The organism is Novosphingobium huizhouense, from assembly GCF_020179475.1.
In the GTDB taxonomy this organism is placed as follows: domain Bacteria; phylum Pseudomonadota; class Alphaproteobacteria; order Sphingomonadales; family Sphingomonadaceae; genus Novosphingobium; species Novosphingobium huizhouense.
Window position 1 is genome coordinate 301,792 of sequence record NZ_JAILXZ010000002.1, and the last position, 17,177, is coordinate 318,968.

The 17,177-nt window shown below is 68.2% G+C and carries 13 protein-coding genes; 4 read left to right on the plus strand and 9 right to left on the minus strand.

Translation table 11 applies throughout. The annotated features are described in order from the left end of the window. Nucleotides 1-93: 93 nt before the first annotated feature. The 3 genes from K3A85_RS09770 to K3A85_RS09780 are packed head-to-tail and all read right to left on the minus strand — an operon-like array spanning nt 94 to nt 3,302. Nucleotides 94-822, minus strand: coding sequence for an N-formylglutamate amidohydrolase (locus tag K3A85_RS09770; protein ID WP_225206323.1), 729 nt, complete (start codon nt 820-822; stop codon nt 94-96). Then, entirely contained in the window at nt 822-1,619 is a 798-nt protein-coding gene (locus K3A85_RS09775) for a 4-(cytidine 5'-diphospho)-2-C-methyl-D-erythritol kinase (RefSeq protein ID WP_225206324.1), read from the minus strand. Before K3A85_RS09775 ends, K3A85_RS09770 begins: the two co-directional genes overlap by 1 nt. 33 nt (nt 1,620-1,652) lie before the next feature. Next, nucleotides 1,653-3,302, minus strand: coding sequence for an electron transfer flavoprotein-ubiquinone oxidoreductase (locus K3A85_RS09780; RefSeq protein ID WP_225206325.1), 1,650 nt, complete (start codon nt 3,300-3,302; stop codon nt 1,653-1,655). Between the two features lie 99 nt (nt 3,303-3,401). Between K3A85_RS09780 and K3A85_RS09785 the strand changes: the two genes are divergently transcribed. Genes K3A85_RS09785 through K3A85_RS09800 form a run of 4 tightly spaced genes read left to right on the plus strand, consistent with a single transcriptional unit; the run spans nt 3,402 to nt 7,586 of the window. Continuing rightward, complete coding sequence (locus K3A85_RS09785) at nt 3,402-4,163, plus strand: uracil-DNA glycosylase family protein (protein ID WP_225206326.1); 762 nt, start codon at nt 3,402-3,404, stop codon at nt 4,161-4,163. Continuing rightward, nucleotides 4,139-5,941 (plus strand): lytic transglycosylase domain-containing protein, encoded by a 1,803-nt coding sequence (locus K3A85_RS09790; protein WP_225206327.1) that lies wholly within the window; start codon nt 4,139-4,141, stop codon nt 5,939-5,941. Before K3A85_RS09785 ends, K3A85_RS09790 begins: the two co-directional genes overlap by 25 nt. After that, nucleotides 5,931-6,458 (plus strand): molybdenum cofactor biosynthesis protein B, encoded by a 528-nt coding sequence (gene moaB / locus K3A85_RS09795; protein WP_225206328.1) that lies wholly within the window; start codon nt 5,931-5,933, stop codon nt 6,456-6,458. The genes K3A85_RS09790 and moaB overlap by 11 nt, the downstream gene beginning before the upstream one ends. 51 nt (nt 6,459-6,509) lie before the next feature. Further along, nucleotides 6,510-7,586, plus strand: a complete 1,077-nt coding sequence (locus K3A85_RS09800) for a PA0069 family radical SAM protein (RefSeq protein WP_225206329.1) — start codon at nt 6,510-6,512, stop codon at nt 7,584-7,586. Here K3A85_RS09800 and K3A85_RS09805 read toward each other — a convergent pair. The 6 genes from K3A85_RS09805 to dnaE all read right to left on the minus strand — a co-directional run bounded on the left by K3A85_RS09805 (nt 7,583) and on the right by dnaE (nt 17,011). Next, nucleotides 7,583-9,484, minus strand: a complete 1,902-nt coding sequence (locus K3A85_RS09805) for a M48 family metalloprotease (protein WP_225206330.1) — start codon at nt 9,482-9,484, stop codon at nt 7,583-7,585. The two genes, K3A85_RS09800 and K3A85_RS09805, sit on opposite strands and share 4 nt — an antisense overlap. Before the next feature lie 42 nt (nt 9,485-9,526). Continuing rightward, nucleotides 9,527-10,171, minus strand: a complete 645-nt coding sequence (locus K3A85_RS09810) for a LemA family protein (RefSeq protein WP_225206331.1) — start codon at nt 10,169-10,171, stop codon at nt 9,527-9,529. 86 nt (nt 10,172-10,257) lie between these two features. Next, on the minus strand, nt 10,258-11,343 hold the full coding sequence (locus tag K3A85_RS09815) for an NADH:flavin oxidoreductase (protein ID WP_225206332.1): 1,086 nt from the start codon (nt 11,341-11,343) through the stop codon (nt 10,258-10,260). Between the two features lie 3 nt (nt 11,344-11,346). Continuing rightward, nucleotides 11,347-11,763 (minus strand): DUF1330 domain-containing protein, encoded by a 417-nt coding sequence (locus K3A85_RS09820; protein WP_225206333.1) that lies wholly within the window; start codon nt 11,761-11,763, stop codon nt 11,347-11,349. 19 nt (nt 11,764-11,782) lie between these two features. Continuing rightward, nucleotides 11,783-13,405 (minus strand): long-chain fatty acid--CoA ligase, encoded by a 1,623-nt coding sequence (locus K3A85_RS09825; RefSeq protein ID WP_225206334.1) that lies wholly within the window; start codon nt 13,403-13,405, stop codon nt 11,783-11,785. A 12-nt stretch (nt 13,406-13,417) separates the two neighbouring features. Continuing rightward, on the minus strand, nt 13,418-17,011 hold the full coding sequence (dnaE, locus tag K3A85_RS09830; RefSeq protein WP_225206335.1) for a DNA polymerase III subunit alpha: 3,594 nt from the start codon (nt 17,009-17,011) through the stop codon (nt 13,418-13,420). Nucleotides 17,012-17,177: the final 166 nt, after the last annotated feature.

Genomic DNA, 17,177 nt, shown 5'->3' on the forward strand with positions numbered 1-17,177 from the left:
GTGTTCGGGTAATTTATGAGGTTTGCGACCGTGCGCTCCCTACCCCAGCAAACGTCACCGGTCGAAAGTTAATTTTGAGACGATCGCCGCGATTCAGCCTTCGATGGCGATCGCGACCGTATTGGCGATACGCACCAGGCGCTCGGCCCATTCCTGCTGCCCGGCGAGGTCGCCGATCAGGTCCTGCCGGATCTCGATGCCGAGATACGGCCGGCCGTCGGCCTCGGCATGGCGGTTCATCGTCGCGTTGAGCAGCTTGCCCGAATAGGGCTGCTGGTCGCCGACGATCAGCCCCTCGGCCTCGAGCAGCGGGATTGCGAGGCGCGCGGCGCGCTCGTCCGCGTTGTAGAGCACGCCGACGTGCCAGGGGCGCGGTTCCGCGCTGGTGGCAAGGCGCGGCGTGAAGCTGTGCAGCGACAGGATCAGCGCCGGCGGCGCGGCCTCGATCGTGGCCGCGAGCGCTTGGTGATAGGGGCGGAAGAAGCGGGCGAGCCGCGCTTCGTGGCCCGCGTGGTCGAGCGCGTTGCCGGGGATCGCATGGCCGTCGCTGGCGACGGGGACGACCGTCGGCAGGTGCTCGTCGCGGTTGAAGTCGCAGACGAGGCGGCTGACGGCGCCCTGGAACGCGGCGATGCCCGGGCGCTGCGCCATGATCGCGCCGATCGCGCCGACGCCGATGTCGATCGCGACGTGCTGGTCGAGCAGTTCGGGCGCGATGCCGAGGTCGATGTCGGCGGGTACGCGGTTCGACGCATGGTCCGACACGACGAGGATGCCGCCGAAACGGGGCGTGCCGAGGATGCGGAAGGCTTCGTGCTCCATCAGCGCAAGGCCCCGGCAAGGCTCCACCAGGCGGGCGGGAGCGCGGCTTGCGCGGCATCGCGCTGGGCAGGGCTGTCGTAGACCGCAAAGCAGGTCGCACCCGATCCGCTCATCCGCGATGCCCAAGCACCGCTATTGCGCAAGGCTGCCAGAACGTCGCCGATCTGCGGCACCAGCGCGCGCGCCGGCGGTTCGAGGTCGTTGCGGCCTTCGAGAGCGATCGTGCGCAGGTCGCCCTGCGGCATGGGGCCGCGGTCGATTCCGTCCCAGCCCTGGAACACCGGGCCCGTGGCGAGCGGAATGCGCGGATTGACGAGCAAGACCGGGGTTCCGGCAAGGTCGTTGGCGACCGGCTCCAGTTCGGTCCCGGTGCCGCGCCCGATGCAGGCCAGGCTCTCGACGCAAGCCGGAACGTCGGCGCCGAGGCGGGCAGCGCGGGCATGCCAGTCCTCGGGCAGGCCATGGACGTCGCGCACCATGCGGAACACCGCGCCCGCATCGGCCGAGCCGCCGCCCAGCCCCGCCGCGACGGGCAGGCGCTTGTCGAGGAGGACGTCCCAGCCCGGCCCATGCGGCAAGGAAGTCAGCGCCTTGGCGACGATATTTCCAAACGGGTCCGAAAGCGTGCCGGCGAACTCCCCGGTCACGCGCAACCGATCCGCGCCCGCCGGCGCGGCGCGCAGTTCATCGCCCGCGTCGACGAACGCAAACAGCGTCTCGAGCTCGTGATAGCCATCCTCGCGCCGCCTGCGGACATGCAGCGCGAGGTTGATCTTGGCGTAGGCTGTTTCCCTCACCGTTCCTCCCCTTCCCCGTTCGGGGAGGAATTCTCACATGTTCGGATAGTTCGGGCCGCCGCCGCCTTCGGGCGTGACCCATTCGATGTTCTGGGTCATGTCCTTGATGTCGCAGGTCTTGCAGTGGACGCAGTTCTGCGCGTTGATCTGCAGGCGCGGGGTTCCTTCCTCGACGCCGACATATTCGTAGACGCCCGCCGGGCAGTAGCGCTGCTCGGGCCCCGCATAGAGCGGCAGGTTGATCCGCGTCGGAACCGTCGGGTCCTTGAGCTTGAGGTGGCTCGGCTGGTCTTCCTCGTGGTTGGTGCCCGAAAGGAACACGCTCGACAGGCGGTCGAAAGTCAGCACGCCGTCGGGCTTGGGATAGACGATCGGGCGGAACAGGTCGGCGCGCTGCGTCGCTTCGCTGTCGCGGTGATGCTTCAACGGCTTGGCGATGCCGAACTTGAACAGCTGGCGCAGCCACATGTCGGCGCCGGCGAGCACGGTGCCGAGCTCGCCGCCGAACTTGGCGATCAGCGGCTGCGCGTTCTGCACCTTCTTGAGCTCGGTCGCGATCCAGCTGTCACGGACGGCGGCGTCGTACTCGACCATGTCGTCCTTCTCGCGACCGGCAGCGATCGCGGCGCTGATCGCTTCGGCCGCGAGCATGCCGCTCTTCATCGCGGTGTGGCTGCCCTTGATCCGGGGCACGTTGACGAAGCCCGCCGAGCAGCCGATCAGCGCGCCGCCGGGGAACGACAGGCGCGGCACCGACTGCCAGCCGCCCTCGTTGATCGCGCGTGCCCCGTACGAGACGCGGCGCCCGCCCTCGAGGATCTTGGCGATCTCGGGGTGCGTCTTCCAGCGCTGGAATTCCTCGAACGGGTAGACGTAGGGGTTGGCGTAATCGAGCGCCGTCACGAAGCCCAGCGCCACCTGGTTGTTGGCCTGGTGGTAGAGGAAGCCGCCGCCCCAGGTGTTGCTTTCCGAAAGCGGCCAGCCCTGCGTGTGCAGCACGCGGCCCGGCACGTGCTTTTCGGGATCGATGTCCCACAGCTCCTTGATGCCGATGCCATAGACCTGCGGCTGGCAATCGCGTTCGAGATCGAAGTGCGCCTTCAACCGCTTGGTCAGGTGGCCGCGGGCCCCTTCGGCGAACAGCGTGTACTTGGCATGGAGTTCCATGCCCGGCTGGTAGTCCGGCTTCTTCTCGCCATCCTTGCCGATGCCCATGTCGCCGGTGGCGACGCCCATCACCGCGCCGTTCTCGTCGAACAGCACTTCGGCGGCGGGGAAGCCGGGGAAGATCTCGACGCCCAGCTCCATTGCCTGCTCGGCGAGCCAGCGGCACAGGCTGCCGAGCGAGCCGGTGTAGTTGCCGTGGTTCGACATGAACGGCGGCATCGGCCAGTGCGGGATGCTCATCTTGCCCTTGCTGGTGAGCACCCAGTGCCAGTTGTCGGTCACCGGGGTCTCGGCCATCGGACAGCCCATCGTCCGCCATTCGGGCAGCAGTTCGTCGAGCGCCTTGGGATCGACCACCGCGCCCGAAAGGATGTGGGCGCCGACTTCTGACCCCTTCTCGAGCAGGCAGACCGAGATGTCGGGGTTCACCTGCTTGAGGCGGATCGAAGCCGCCAGACCCGCCGGGCCGCCGCCGACGATGACGACGTCATAGGGCATCGATTCGCGTTCACTCATCACCAGGCTCCGCCTAATCGCTCGATTGAATTTCCCGACTGCCTTGAAAGCTGCGGCGTCCAAGGTCAATACCGCCTTCGTGACTGGATATAGCGACAGGTGAACGGGACCGATCCACGCGAAGGCGCGCGCCTGGCAGACGCGGTTGACGCCGCGCTCGGGTGGTGGCGCGACGCCGGGCTCGACTTCGCCTTCGGCGATGCGCCGCAGGACTGGCTGGCGAGCGCGGCGCCGGCCAAGGCGACGCGGGCGAAGGCGCCGGCCCCACCGGTCGAGGCCGTAGCGTCCGTGCCCCCGGCAGGCGGCGATCGCGCCCATTGGCCGACCACGCTTGAAGCCTTTGCGGCCTGGTGGCTGGCCGAACCGTCCCTCGCGCCGCCCGGCCTGCTTCGGGTCGCGCCCTCGGGGTCCGCCGGCGCCCCGCTGATGATCCTCGTCGCAATGCCCGAAGCCGAAGACGGGACCACGCTGCTGTCGGGGCGAGGCGGCAGGCTGGTCGACGCGATGCTCGCGGCGATGGGGCTGCGGCGCGAGGACAGCTACCTCGCCTCGATCCTGCCGGCGCGAATCGCAGCGCCCGACTGGACCGAGTGGAAGGCGCGTCGGCTCGGCGACGTGTTGCAACATCATGTCGCACTGGCCCGCCCGCAGCGGCTGCTGGTCTTCGGCAAGACCCTCGTTTCGGCGCTGATCGACCACGATTCGCCGCATAAGCTTTCGGATTTACCGACGTTTAACCATGAGGGGGGCAGCACAGCCGCGATTTCGACGTACGACCTCGATGCCTTGCTGGCGCGACCCGCCTTCAAGGCAAGTCTGTGGAATCGCTGGCTGGAATGGACGGGGAACGAACCAACGTGATGATCGGGTGGCGAACCCGCGCTGGACTCTCGGCCGTGGCGGTCTGTCTCGCGCTCTGCGGCGCGGTTCCGGCCCAGGCCAACAGCGCTGCCGTCGATTACTTCCGCAGCCGCGCCGATCGCACCGTGGTGCCCGCGCTGCTCAGCCAGGACGACCGGACCTACTACAAGGGCCTGTTCGGCGCGATCGAACGCGAAGACTGGACGACGGTCCAGCAAATGCTCCAGCAGCGCAGCGACGGCCCGCTCCACGCCGTGGCGAAGGCGCAGTTCTACCTTGCCGCGACCTCGCCCAAGGTCGAATTGCAGCCGCTTGCCGACCTGCTGGCGCAGGCGCCCGACATGCCCTGGGCCGACCAGATCGGCCGCCTCGCGCTCAAGCGCGGGGCCACCGTCCTTCCCGCGACGCCGCCGGCCACGCAGGCGATGTTCAACGTGCCTTCGCTGTCGAAGCGGCTCAAGCCGCGCTCGGTGGCCGACGGCACGATGCCCGACAGCATCGCCGCCGCGATCACCGATCGCATCAAGAACGACGATCCGCTCGGCGCCCGCTTGCTGCTCGATGGCGTCGATGCCACGCTCTCGCCCGAGGCGCGCGCCGAATGGCGCCAGAAGGTCGGCTGGGCCTTCTACATCGAAAACGACGACGCCAACGCCCGGCTGATTTCGTTGTCGGCGCTCGAGGCCGGCAGCGGCGCCTGGGTGCCCGAAGCCTTGTGGACCGCTGGCCTCGCCGCCTGGCGGATGGACGATTGCATGGCCGCGGGCGAAACCTTCGAACGCGCGGCGGGGATGGCCACCAATCCCGAACTCGCCGCCGCCGCGAACTACTGGGCGGGCCGCGCCTGGATGCGCTGCCGCAAGCCCGAGAAGGTCAGCGCCTCGCTGCGCGCCGCTGCGCGCAATCGCGATTCGCTCTACGGCCTGATGGCGGCCGAAGCGCTCGGCCTGCGCGAGGCGGTGCCCGCTGCGGCCCCCGATTTCTCCGAACAGGACTGGCAGCAACTGCGCACCGTCAGCAACGTCCGTCTTGCGGTGCAGCTTGCCGAGATCGGCGAGGACGGCCTTGCCGACGAAGTGCTGCGCTACCAGGCCCGCATCGGCGCGCCGGGCCAGTACGCCCCGCTCTCGCGCCTCGCGCGCGATCTCGGCCTTCCCTCCACCCAGCTGTGGATGGCCTACAACGCGCCCGCCGGGGCGCGCGCCGACGAAGCCGCACGCTTCCCCGCGCCCAAGTGGACCCCGGCCAATGGCTGGAAGGTCGACCCGGCGCTGCTGTTTGCGCACAGCTTGCAGGAATCGAACTTCCGCACTTCGGTGACGAGCCCCGCCGGCGCCAAGGGCCTGATGCAGGTGCTTCCCGGCACCGCGCGCGATCTCACCCGCATCGATCCGGTCATGCTCGGGCGTGAAAAGCAGCTCGACCTGCCCGACGTCAATCTCGCCTTCGGCCAGACCTACCTCGCCCAGCTCAAGGCGCGGCCCGAGACGCAGGGCCTGCTGCCCAAGGTGATCGCCGCCTACAACGCCGGGCCGATGCCGATCGGCCGCTGGAACGTCGAGGTGCGCGACAAGGGCGATCCGCTGCTGTGGATGGAATCGATCCCCTATTGGGAAACGCGCGGCTATGTCGCCACGGTGATGCGCAACTACTGGATGTACGAAAAGCAGGCCGGTGGCCCGTCGGAAAGCCGGATCGGGCTAGTCCAGGGCATGTGGCCGAAGTTCCCCGGGCTCGATGGCGCCAGCAACGTCAGGATCGCATCGCGTGGCGATTGATCCTGCGCGGCCGTTCAAGCCGATCAACATCGCCGTCCTGACGGTCTCGGACACGCGCGGTCCGTCCGACGACAGTTCGGGCGACATCCTGTGCGAACGGGTCAGGGCCGCGGGCCACAAGCTCGCCGCCCGGGCGATCGAGAAGGACGATGCCGACCGCATCGTCAGCCGGCTCAACAACTGGATCGACGACCGGGCGATCGACGCCGTGGTCGTGACCGGCGGCACCGGCCTCACCGGCCGCGACGTCACGCCCGAAGCGCTCGATCGGGTCAAGACCCGCGATATCCCGGGCTTCGGCGAACTGTTCCGCTGGCTCAGCTTCAAGACCATCGGCACCAGCACGATCCAGTCGCGCGCCTGCGCCGTCGTCGCGCGCGGCACCTACATCTTCGCCCTGCCCGGCTCGAACGGGGCGGTGAAGGACGGCTGGGACGGCATTCTTGCCGAGCAGCTCGACAGCCGCAACCGGCCCTGCAACTTCGTCGAACTGATGCCGCGCCTGCTGGAGACCTGAGGCGACACGCGCCGTCTTGCGCGAATGTTCTACAAATGTTCTAATGCTGCGATGTCGAGTCCCACCCTTCGCGGTCGCGGCGCGCCCAGCAGCGCCGTGCCGACCCGCTTCGGCCTTGCCTTGCGCGAGGCCGATGGCGACTGGCTGGACGGTCAAGAGGACATCGACGGGCCGGGGCCGAAACTGCGCACCACGGTGACGCAGGAATTCCCGAAGACCATCGTCAGCTTCAACCGCTCGCCCGACATCCCGTTCGACCGCTCGCTCAACGCCTATCGCGGCTGCGAGCACGGCTGCATCTACTGCTACGCCCGGCCGACGCACGCGTTTCACGATCTCTCGCCGGGCCTCGACTTCGAGGCCCGGCTGTTCGCCAAGCCGAACGCGGCCGAGCTGCTGCGCAAGACTTTCGCGGGGCGCGGCTACAGCCCCAAGCCGCTCGCGATGGGCACCAACACCGATCCCTACCAACCGATCGAGCGCGACTACCGGATCACCCGCAGCGTGCTCGAGCTGTGCCTCGAAGTGCGCCATCCGGTGACGATCACCACCAAGTCGGCGCGCGTGATCGACGACCTCGATCTTCTGGCCGAGCTCGCGCGTCAAAAACTCGTTGCGGTCGGCATCTCGGTCACCAGCCTCGACCCGCGCCTGTCCGGCCTGCTCGAGCCGCGCGCCTCGGCGCCGGCCAAGCGTCTCGACGCCTTGGCCAGTCTGGTCGAGGCCGGCGTTCCCGCGCACGTTTCGGTGGCGCCGGTCATTCCGTCGATCACCGACCAGTACCTCGAGGCCATCCTAGCCGAAGCGGGCGCACGGGGGGTGACCTCGGCGAGCTGGATCATGGTCCGTCTGCCGCACGAAGTCGCCCCGCTGTTCCGCGAATGGCTCGACGTCCATTTCCCCGAACGCGCGGGCAAGGTCATGGCGATCATCAACGACGTGCGCGGCGGCAAGGACAACGATGCGAACTTCTTCACGCGGATGAAGCCGCAGGGCGTCTGGGCCGACCTCATCCGCAGCCGTTTCCGCCTCGCCTGCCGCCGCGCCGGGATCGGCCAGGTCAGGATCGACCTCGACTGCTCCCAGTTCCGCGCGCCGAGCGCCGACGGACAGCTGGCGCTGTTCTAGACCTGCTTGCGCCCGAAGCCGCGCACGGGCGGCGAAACCGGGGTTTGCGGACGCGGCGCAGGGCGAGGCGTCTGCTCCGCAACGGGTCGTGCCGCAGGGCGCTCGACCGGCGCAGGCGAATGGACCGCGCTGCCCTTCTGCTCGGCCTCGAGCTCGACCAGCGCACGCAACGTCCGCGTGCCGAGATCCTCTCCGTCGGCCTTCGAATTGCGGCGCGGCATCGAAGGAGCCTGCGACGGCGCGAAGAACCCCTGCGGCTCGGCTTGGTGCTTCTCCGGCTTGTGTTCGACCACTCCGACCAGCTGCTTCAGCCGATGGGGCGCAAAGATCCCGAGGCCGACCAGCACCAGCAGGAACAGGAACATCAGCATCGGGCCGGCGTCGATCGGCGGCGCGTCGCCGGTTTCGGCAGCGCGCGGCGCATCCTTGGCCGACCACGGGTTGGCGTGGTTGGGGCCGTGCCGCCGCGTCGTCTCGTAAACCGGAGTCTGGCCCTGGCGACAAGTGCCATCGGGATAGGAGGGGCCCGAACAGAAGGTCGGATTGGCGTTGACGTCGTGGAACATCGCCACGACGCGCGCCGGGCTGAAGGTCTGGACGAACTTCGCCGGATCGTTGTCGGTCGGCCAGTGAAACACGAACAGGAACGCGGTGACCGACACCAGCGGGATAAGCATCCTGGGCGTCAGGCCGAGCAGGTTGCGCTGGTCGCTCGCGCGCCATTCGAACCAGGCGATCGTCGCGTCGCGCCAGCGGTTGTACGCCGGGCGATCGGTGAACCACAGCGCCTGCAGCGCGAGCGTCGGGGTCGGCGGCTGCGTCAGCGGGCGTCCGTCGGCGTCGGTCGGGAAGTGCATCGCGCCCGACGGGACTGCGGCCGCCGCCGCTGCGCCACGCTGACCGAAGCGGGGACGCACGCGCTGTTCTGCGCGCGTGTCGCGGCGCGAACGGCCCGGCATCATCAGCGCCTTGCCCAGCGTCGCGATCGCGTGGAGCCGCTCGGCAACCGGCGGATGCGAGCCGTCGCCATCGCTCGGCCCGTCGAACAGCAGCGCCTCGATCCGGCGGCTGCCGGTGAACTGGCCGCGCCCGCCGACCTTGTTCAGCGCATCGATCAGCGCCTCGGGGTACTGCGTCACCCGCACCGCCTCGCCATCGGCGACATGGTCGCGCGACAGCTTGATCCCGCGCCGCGCGGCGAAGGCGAGCTTCATCGACAGCATCGTCGCCATGCTGCCGGCGAGCAGGATCGGCAGGAACGGCGGCAGGAACAGCGGGATCAGCATCTGCCGCCAGTCCTCGAGCCGCAGCGGATTGTTGACCTGCAACTGCACGGCGGTGCGCATCAGCGCGTGATTGGCGGCGAGCATCCGCGTGTCGCCGTTGCGGATATGCGAAGCCTCGTGCGCGAGCACGGCGGCCAACTCGTCGTCGTCGAGCCGGTCGAGCAGCCCGCGCGTCACCGCGATCAGGCCGCGCACCGGCCCCTCGCCCACCGTCAGGGCATTGGGGGCGTCGATCTCGATCACGCCGAAGCGCGGGAAACGCACGCCGAGCGCGGTGCACTGCGCCTCGACGATGGTCACGAAGCGCGGCTCGGCCGACCGGTCGACCACGCGGATGTCGAGCGCGCTGCGCACCGCTTCGGCATGGCCGCGATAGACGTGGCGGAACACCAGCGCGGCGAGCGCCGCCAGCGGCAGGGCATAGCGCAGCGCATAGCCCAGCGGATCGGTGAGGATCGTGTGCTGCTCGTCGAACATCAGCAGCGGCACGACCAGCGCGAAGGCGCCGATCAGCTCGAAGGCGAGGACATAGGCGGCAAGGTAGAACGCCACATGGCGCCGCGCTTCGGCGGCATGGGTGGTGTAGCCCTTGGCTCGGTCGATCGCGGCCATAGGTGAAGCCCTCGTTGCCGGGGGCGCGCGCCCCCGGAAGGATCAGAGCGTGATCTGCGCCGGTTCCTCGAACTGCGCGCGGCGCTCCTCGCCGAGCGTGAACTTCTCGCGCAGCGGCGCCGACTTCGACGGAGCAATGAGGTTGCCCGGGAAGGCGCGGCGAACCGCGTTCACTTCCTCGACCGCGAGGTTGTAGAAGCGGCGGCTCGCGGTGAGGCGCTCCTCGACCCGGGTCAGTTCGCTGCGCAGCGAGGCGTAATGCCCTTCCGAGGCGAGGCGCGGATAGGCCTCGTCGAGCGAGACGAGGTTCTGCAGCAGGCCCGCGGTCTGCGACCCCACCAGCGCGTCGGCCTCGCTGATCGCGGCGAGCGCATCGATGCGGCCCTTGATGACATCACGGATGACATCGTGCTCGCGCGTGGCGAAAGCGCGCACCACCTCGACGAGGTTGCCGACCAGCGTCTTGCGTTCGAGCATCAGCGCGTCGATGTCGGCGAAGGCGGCCTCGGCCCGCTCGTCGAGCCTGGCGATCAGCGCATGTTGCGCCCGCACCTTCAAGCCCAGCCACAACGCCAGGCCCAGCACGAGCCAAAGCCACCAGTGGTCGAGCGCAAAATTGCTCACGCGGACCAGGCGGCCCTCGAGGTCGATCTGTTCGAAGAAACCGCCGCTCGGTTGAACCTGCATCGTACTCGTGCCCCATCTCGTGTGATGCGATGGGGCCGATCTACGCGGGAATACTTAATACATCATGCAGATCGGCAGAATTCCGCTCAGGCGGGCTCCGTGACGAAGCCCTTCCAGTTCTTCATGTAATGCACGAACGTCGGGCTCAGCGCCTCGTCGAGCAGGTGCTGCTCGGTTACCGGCAGCGGCGGCGACTGGTAGGCGGGATCGGCAAGGACGCGCCTCGGGAAATCGTGGCGCAGGATCGCACCGCGGCCGATCGCGGCGAAGTCGCAGCCCTTTTCGATCACCCAGGCGCAATCGGCGGCGCCCAGGATCTTGCCGGCCACGCCCACGCGCGTGTTTCCGCGCGGCAGGTCCAGGAACCAGTCGATCAGCGGCCGCCCCTCGCCTTCGGCATCGTTGGCGATCTTGCGCACGTCCCACAGCGAGAGGTCGACGTAGTCGAGCTTGCCCGCGGCCAGGACCTGGCCGACGAGGTCGCGGATCTCGAGCAGCTTCTGCCCGAACCGCTCGGGCGATACGCGCAGGCCCAGCTGGAACCCGGCGCCACAGCTCGCACGGATGCCGTCGATGATCTCGAGCACCAGCCGCGCCCGGTTCTCCGGGCTGCCGCCGTACTTGTCGGTGCGGAGATTGATCTCGGGCGAAAGGAACTCGGCGAGGATGTAGCCGTGCGCGCCGTGGACCTCGACGCCGTCGAAGCCAGCCTTTTCCGCCCGCACCGCCGCCGCGACGAAATCGTCGCGCAGTCGCTCGACCTCGTCGGTCGTCAACCCCCGGGCTCCGGCTGCCTCGTTGTCCCAAGCAGAGACGGGATTGGCGACGACCTTCTTGTCCGATCGCGATCCTGCGTGGTGCAGCTGGACCGACGAGACCGCGCCGTTCGCGCGGATGCCGTCGGCAAGGCGGGCGAGCCCGGCGAGGTGCTCGTCGCCGAACGCGCCGATCTGGCCGACGAAGCCCTGCCCCACCCGCTGCACGTGCGCCGCTGCGGTCATCACCATGCCGAAGCCGCCCCTCGCCCGCGCGACGAGCCAGTTGTATTCGTCGTCCGACAGCGTGCCATCGTCGTGGCTCTGCTGATTGGTCAGCGGCGCGAGCATGAGGCGGTTCTTCCATGCGGGACCGCGCTGCAGCGTCATCGGCTGCGCAAGCTTTTCGTAGGCCAAGTCCTATTCCTCGATCGGAGCGAAACGGACCAGGCGGCTATCCTCGACCGCCGCCTGGCGGTGCACCACGACGGGCGCGTAGTCGGGGTCCTTGACCATCCCCATGAACGCGGCCGCGCTGGGGTAGGACATCACGAACGTCTCGTCCCACTCCCATTCGGCAGGCCCGGTCACCATCGCCTCGAAGCCGCCCTTCCACGCGATCTTGCCACCCGCGCGGTCCAGCACCGGCTGGATCGTGCGGAAGTATTCGGCATAGGCTTCGGCGCCGGTGAGGCCCTTGTCGGCAAGCTCATGCCCGTCCGGGTAGGTCGCCAACGGCTTGAAGCGAACGAGGTTGAGCATGTGCACGGGCGTGTCGCGCGGCAGGCTCTTGAAATGGTCGAAGTTTTCCCTGCTGGGATCGATGTAGGTGGTCATCGCCGTTCCTCGCCTCTGGTCAGGCAGCGCCGGACAGTTCGGGCCAGGCATAGTCCCTGAACTGCTCGCGCAGGTCCTTCTTGCTGATCTTGCCGGTGCCCGTGTGCGGGATCGCGTCGACGAAGGCAATCGCGTCGGGCACCCACCACTTGGCCACGTGCTGCCCGAGGAAGCTGCGGATTTCCTCGGACTCGCAGGCAACGCCGGGTTTGCGCACGACGATCAGCAGCGGGCGTTCGTCCCACTTGGGATGATATATCCCGATCGCCGCCGCCTCGGCCACCGCCGGATGTCCGATCGCGGCGTTCTCGAGCTCGACCGAGCTGATCCATTCACCGCCCGACTTGATCACGTCCTTGGTCCGGTCGGTCAGCTGCAGCGTGCCGTCGGGGTGGATCACCGCCACGTCGCCGGTATCGAACCACTGCTCGTCGTCGGTCGCGTCCTTCTCCGCCTTGAAGTAGCGCTTGACCACCCAGGGCCCGCGCACCTGCAAGGCGCCCGAGGTGACGCCGTCGCGGGGCAGCACTTTTGTCGGATCGCCGAGGTCGACGCAGCGCAGTTCCACGCCGAACGGCACGCGGCCCTGCTTGGCCTTGAGATCGACGCGCTCGTCGAAGCTCATCTCGTCCCAGTCGGCAGGTTCCGCTCCGGTCGTCCCGATCGGCGAGGTCTCGGTCATGCCCCAGGCATGGGCGATGCGGATGTCCTTCTTCATGAACCGCTCGATCATCGCGCGCGGCATGGCGGACCCGCCGCAGACGACCTGGCGCAAGCTGGCGGGGATGTCCTTGCCGGTTGCGTCGAGGTGCTGGAGCAGGCCGAGCCACACCGTCGGCACGCCGGCCGAGGCGGTGACCTTCTCGGTCTCGAACAGATCGCACAAGGTCGCCGGATCGTTGGTCGCGCAATAGACGAACTTTGCCCCCGCCGCTGCGCCGGCCCAGGGAATGCCCCAGCTCGCGGCATGAAACATCGGCACGATCGGCATCATCACCATCCGCGTGTCGATGCCGAACACGGCGGGCGACTGGCAGGTCATCGCATGGAGCATCGTCGAGCGGTGCTCATAGAGCACGCCCTTGGGGTTGCCCGTGGTGCCGCTGGTGTAGCACAGCATGCACGGATCGCGCTCGTCGCCGTCGGCCCATTCGGCCTTGCCGTCCTCGGGCGCGATCCAGTCCTCGAAGCTTTGCGCGCCTTCGTCGCCATCGAAGCAGACGTAGTGCTCGATCGTCTTCCAGCGCGGCTTCATCCGCTCGACCACCGGCGCCCAGACCTTGTCGAACAGCAGGACTTTGTCCTCGGCGTGGTTGGCGATGTAGTCGAGCTGGTCGTCGAACAGGCGCGGATTGATCGTGTGGAGGATGCCGCCGACGCCGACCGCGCCGTACCAGCTGACGAGGTGGCGGTGATGGTTCATCGCCAGCGTGGCGATGCGGTCGCCAGGGCCAATGCCAAACCGGCGCAGCGCCTGGACCATGCGTAGCGCATCGTGGCGGATTCCGGCCCAGTTGGTACGGGTGGTCGATCCGTCGGCCCAGCGCGTGACGATCTCGCGCGTGCCGTGCTCGCGGGCGGCATGGTCGATCAGGTGAGTGACCCGCAGCTTCCAGTCCTGCATGGCGCCCAGCTGAAACATGACCCTCTCCTTTTATTCTACGAGCCGCAGATGCCTTTCCGGCCTTGCGGTCAGGGCCACATTGGCAAGCCCCTCGATCGGAATCAATCGTTCGATCAGGTCGCTGTCGAGCCGGAAGTCGGTGCCGAGGCGGACCAGCGGCTCGCGCCCCTTGCCCGTCCGCAGCCGCGCCAGCACCTCGCCCTTGGCCTCGCCGCCGCGCGGCAGCAGCATCGCCAGCTCGGCCATGGCCTCGGGTTTCGTAACGTCGAGCTTGAGCATCATGCGCGCCGCGCTGGTCACCGAAGCGAGCGGGCGGGCATTGCGCACGGTCACCCGCGGCGGCTCGTCGGGGTTCGGACGGTCGAGTTCGACGTTGAGCAGCACGCAGGTGCCATCGCGCGCCCAGGTCACGAAATCGTCGACCAGCGCCTCCTCGAAGCACGAGGCGGAGAACAATCCCGACGAATCGGAGAAGTCCGCCATGACGAAGTCCTTGCCCTTCTTCGTCTTGCGCTTCTGCACGTTCTCGACCAGCGCGGCCATGACCGCGCCCGACCGGCCGCCGCCGCCCTCGCCGCCGCCGGTCATCAGGCTTCCGTAGGAGCGCGCGCCGTTGGCCGAAGCGACCGCGCGATATTCCTCCACCGGGTGCGCGGCGAAGTAGAAGCCGAAATTCTCGCGCTCGGCCGCCATCTGCTCGGCGCGGCTCCATGGCTTGGTTTCGGCAAGGCGCGTTGCGGGGGCGGCGTGATCGTCGCCGCCGAACAGACCGCCCTGCCCCGAGGTGCGCGCGCGCGCCGCCTCGTCGGCCACCGCCATCAGCAGCTCGGCATTGGCGATCAGCTTGGCGCGATTGGGTTCGAGGCCGTCGAGCGCGCCGCCAGCTGCCAGCGCTTCGAGCTGGCGCCGGTTCATCGATCCTGCCGGAATGCGCTTGAACAGGTCGTCGAGGCTCGCGAACGGCCCCTTGGCCTCGCGCTCGGCGACGATCGCCTCCATCGCCTTTTCGCCCACGTTGCGCAGGCCCGCCAGCGCATAGCGCACGGCAAAGCCGTCGTCGGTCCGCTCGACGGTGAATTCGGCTTCGGAATGGTTGATGTCGGGCCCCGCCAGCGCCACCCCGTTGCGGCGCATGTCGTCGACGAACACCGCCAGCTTTTCCGACTGGTGCATGTCGAAGCACATCGAGGCGGCATAGAATTCGTGCGGATAATGGGTCTTGAGCCAGGCCGTCTGGTAGGCAAGCAGCGCATAGGCCGCCGCGTGGCTCTTGTTGAAGCCGTAGCCGGCGAACTTGTCGATCAAGTCGAACAGCTCGTTGGCCTTGGCCGCCGGGATGTCGGACACGGTCTTGCAACCATCGACGAAGCGCTGGCGCTGCGCGTCCATCTCGGCCTGGACCTTCTTGCCCATGGCGCGGCGCAGCAGGTCGGCATCGCCCAGCGAATAGCCGGCGAGGATCTGCGCCGCCTGCATCACCTGTTCCTGGTAGACGAAGATGCCGTAGGTTTCGGCGAGGATCCCGGCGAGCTTCTCGTGCGGGTACTCGATGCTCTCGAGCCCGTTCTTGCGCCGACCGAACAGCGGGATGTTGTCCATTGGCCCTGGGCGATAGAGCGAGACGAGCGCGATGATGTCGCCGAAGTTGGTCGGCTTCACCGCCGCAAGCGTGCGGCGCATGCCTTCGGATTCGAGCTGGAACACGCCCACGGTGTCGCCCGACTGGAGCAGCTTGTAGGTATCGGCGTCGTCCCAGGCGAGCGTCGAGAGGTCGATCTCGATCCCGCGCTTCTTCATCAGGTCGACCGCCTTGCGCAGCACCGACAGCGTCTTGAGGCCGAGGAAGTCGAACTTCACGAGGCCCGCATCCTCGACGAACTTCATGTCGAACTGCGTGACCGGCATGTCCGAGCGCGGATCGCGGTAGAGCGGCACCAGCTGCGCCAGCGGCCGGTCGCCGATCACCACGCCGGCCGCGTGGGTCGAGCTGTTGCGCGGCAGGCCTTCGAGCTGCATCGCAAGGTCGATCAGGCGCTTGACCTCGGGATCGCGGTCGTACTCGCGCTTCAGCTCGAGCACGCCGTTGAGCGCGCGCGGCAGCGGCCAGGGGTCGGTCGGATGGTTGGGCACCATCTTGCAGAGCCGGTCGACCTGGCCGTAGCTCATCTGCAGGATGCGCCCCGTATCGCGCAGCACCGCGCGCGCCTTCAGCTTGCCGAAGGTGATGATCTGCGCGACGTGGTCCTCGCCGTACTTGCGCTGGACATAGCGGATCACCTCGCCGCGCCGGGTTTCGCAGAAGTCGATGTCGAAGTCGGGCATCGACACGCGCTCGGGGTTGAGAAACCGCTCGAACAGCAGCCCCAGCCGGATCGGGTCGAGATCGGTGATGGTGAGCGCCCAGGCGACCAGCGAGCCCGCGCCCGAGCCGCGCCCGGGTCCCACCGGAATGTCGTTCTCCTTCGCCCACTTGATGAAGTCGGCAACGATCAGGAAGTAACCGCCGAAGCCCATGCGGTTGATGATCGAAATCTCGAACTCGAGCCGCTGGCGATAGTTCAGAACCTCCTCGAGCACGCCCGCGGCGGCAAGCTGCGGAAACGCTGCGGGATCGGGCTCGGCGTCCGGCCCGAGCGTGAGCAGGGCGGACAGCTCGCCATGGGTCGTTTCGGGATAATAGGGCTTGAGCCGCGCGACGAGGCCGGTGCGGCTGTCGGCGGCGCAGGCTTTCGCCTCGCCCTCCTTGTCGCCGGCAAGGCTCGGCAGGATCGGCTTGCGCTTGGGCGGCATGCAGGCGGTGCGCTGCGCGACGACGAGCGTGTTGGCGAGCGCCTCGGGGCAGTCGGCGAAGAGCTGCTCCATTGCGTCGGCAGGCTTGATCCACCATTCCTGCGACGAGCGCGGGCGATCGGGGCTGTCGACATGGGTCGAACTGGCGATGCACAGCATCGCGTCGTGCGCGGCGTAGAAGCCGCTTTCTGCAAAGCACGCCGGGTTGGTCGCGACGAGCGGGATGTCGCGGCTAAAGGCGAGGTCGAACAGCCCGTCCTCGCCGCCGCTCTCGACGGGATCGCCGGTGCGCGCCAATTCGATGTAGAGCCGGTCGCCGAACAGCTCCTGCAGCCGGTCGCAATAGGCCTCGGCCGCCGCCGCCTGCCCCCCGGCGAGCAGCCGCGTCAGCGCGCCCTCGCCGCCGCCCGTCAGGCAGATCAGGCTGTCGGTATGGCCGACGAGATCGGCCAGCACGACGTGCGGCGCATGCTCCAGCGGGCGGTCGAGGTGCGCGCGGCTGACGAGGTGGCAGAGGTTGTCGTACCCGCGCGCATCCTGCGCATAGAGCCCGAGCCAGTCGATCGTCGGCGCAGCGGGGCCGAAGCCGGTCGCCGCGCCTTCGCGCTCGGGCCGCGCGACTGCCAGCATGACGCCGATGACCGGCTGGACGCCCACGTCCTTGCACGCCTTTGCGAAGGCCGCGCTGCCGTAGAGCCCGTTGCGGTCGGTGATCGCGATCGCCGGAAAGCCCCGCTCGGCGGCGGTCTTGGCGATCGCCTTCGGATCCACCGCGCCATCGAGCATGGTGTAGGAGGAAAAGACCCGCAGCGGAACGAAGGGGGCGAAAGGCATCCAGCCGATATAGCAACTGAAGCGGCAATTCAGGAGGGGCTGGCGGCGCTCATCCACTGGAGAAAATGGTCTCGCGCAGAGGCGCGGAGGACGCAGACGGTGGCGAAGGTCACGGGCTTCGCCCGGAATGGCTCACGCAAAGCCGCCAAGACGCAAAGAGGTTGCG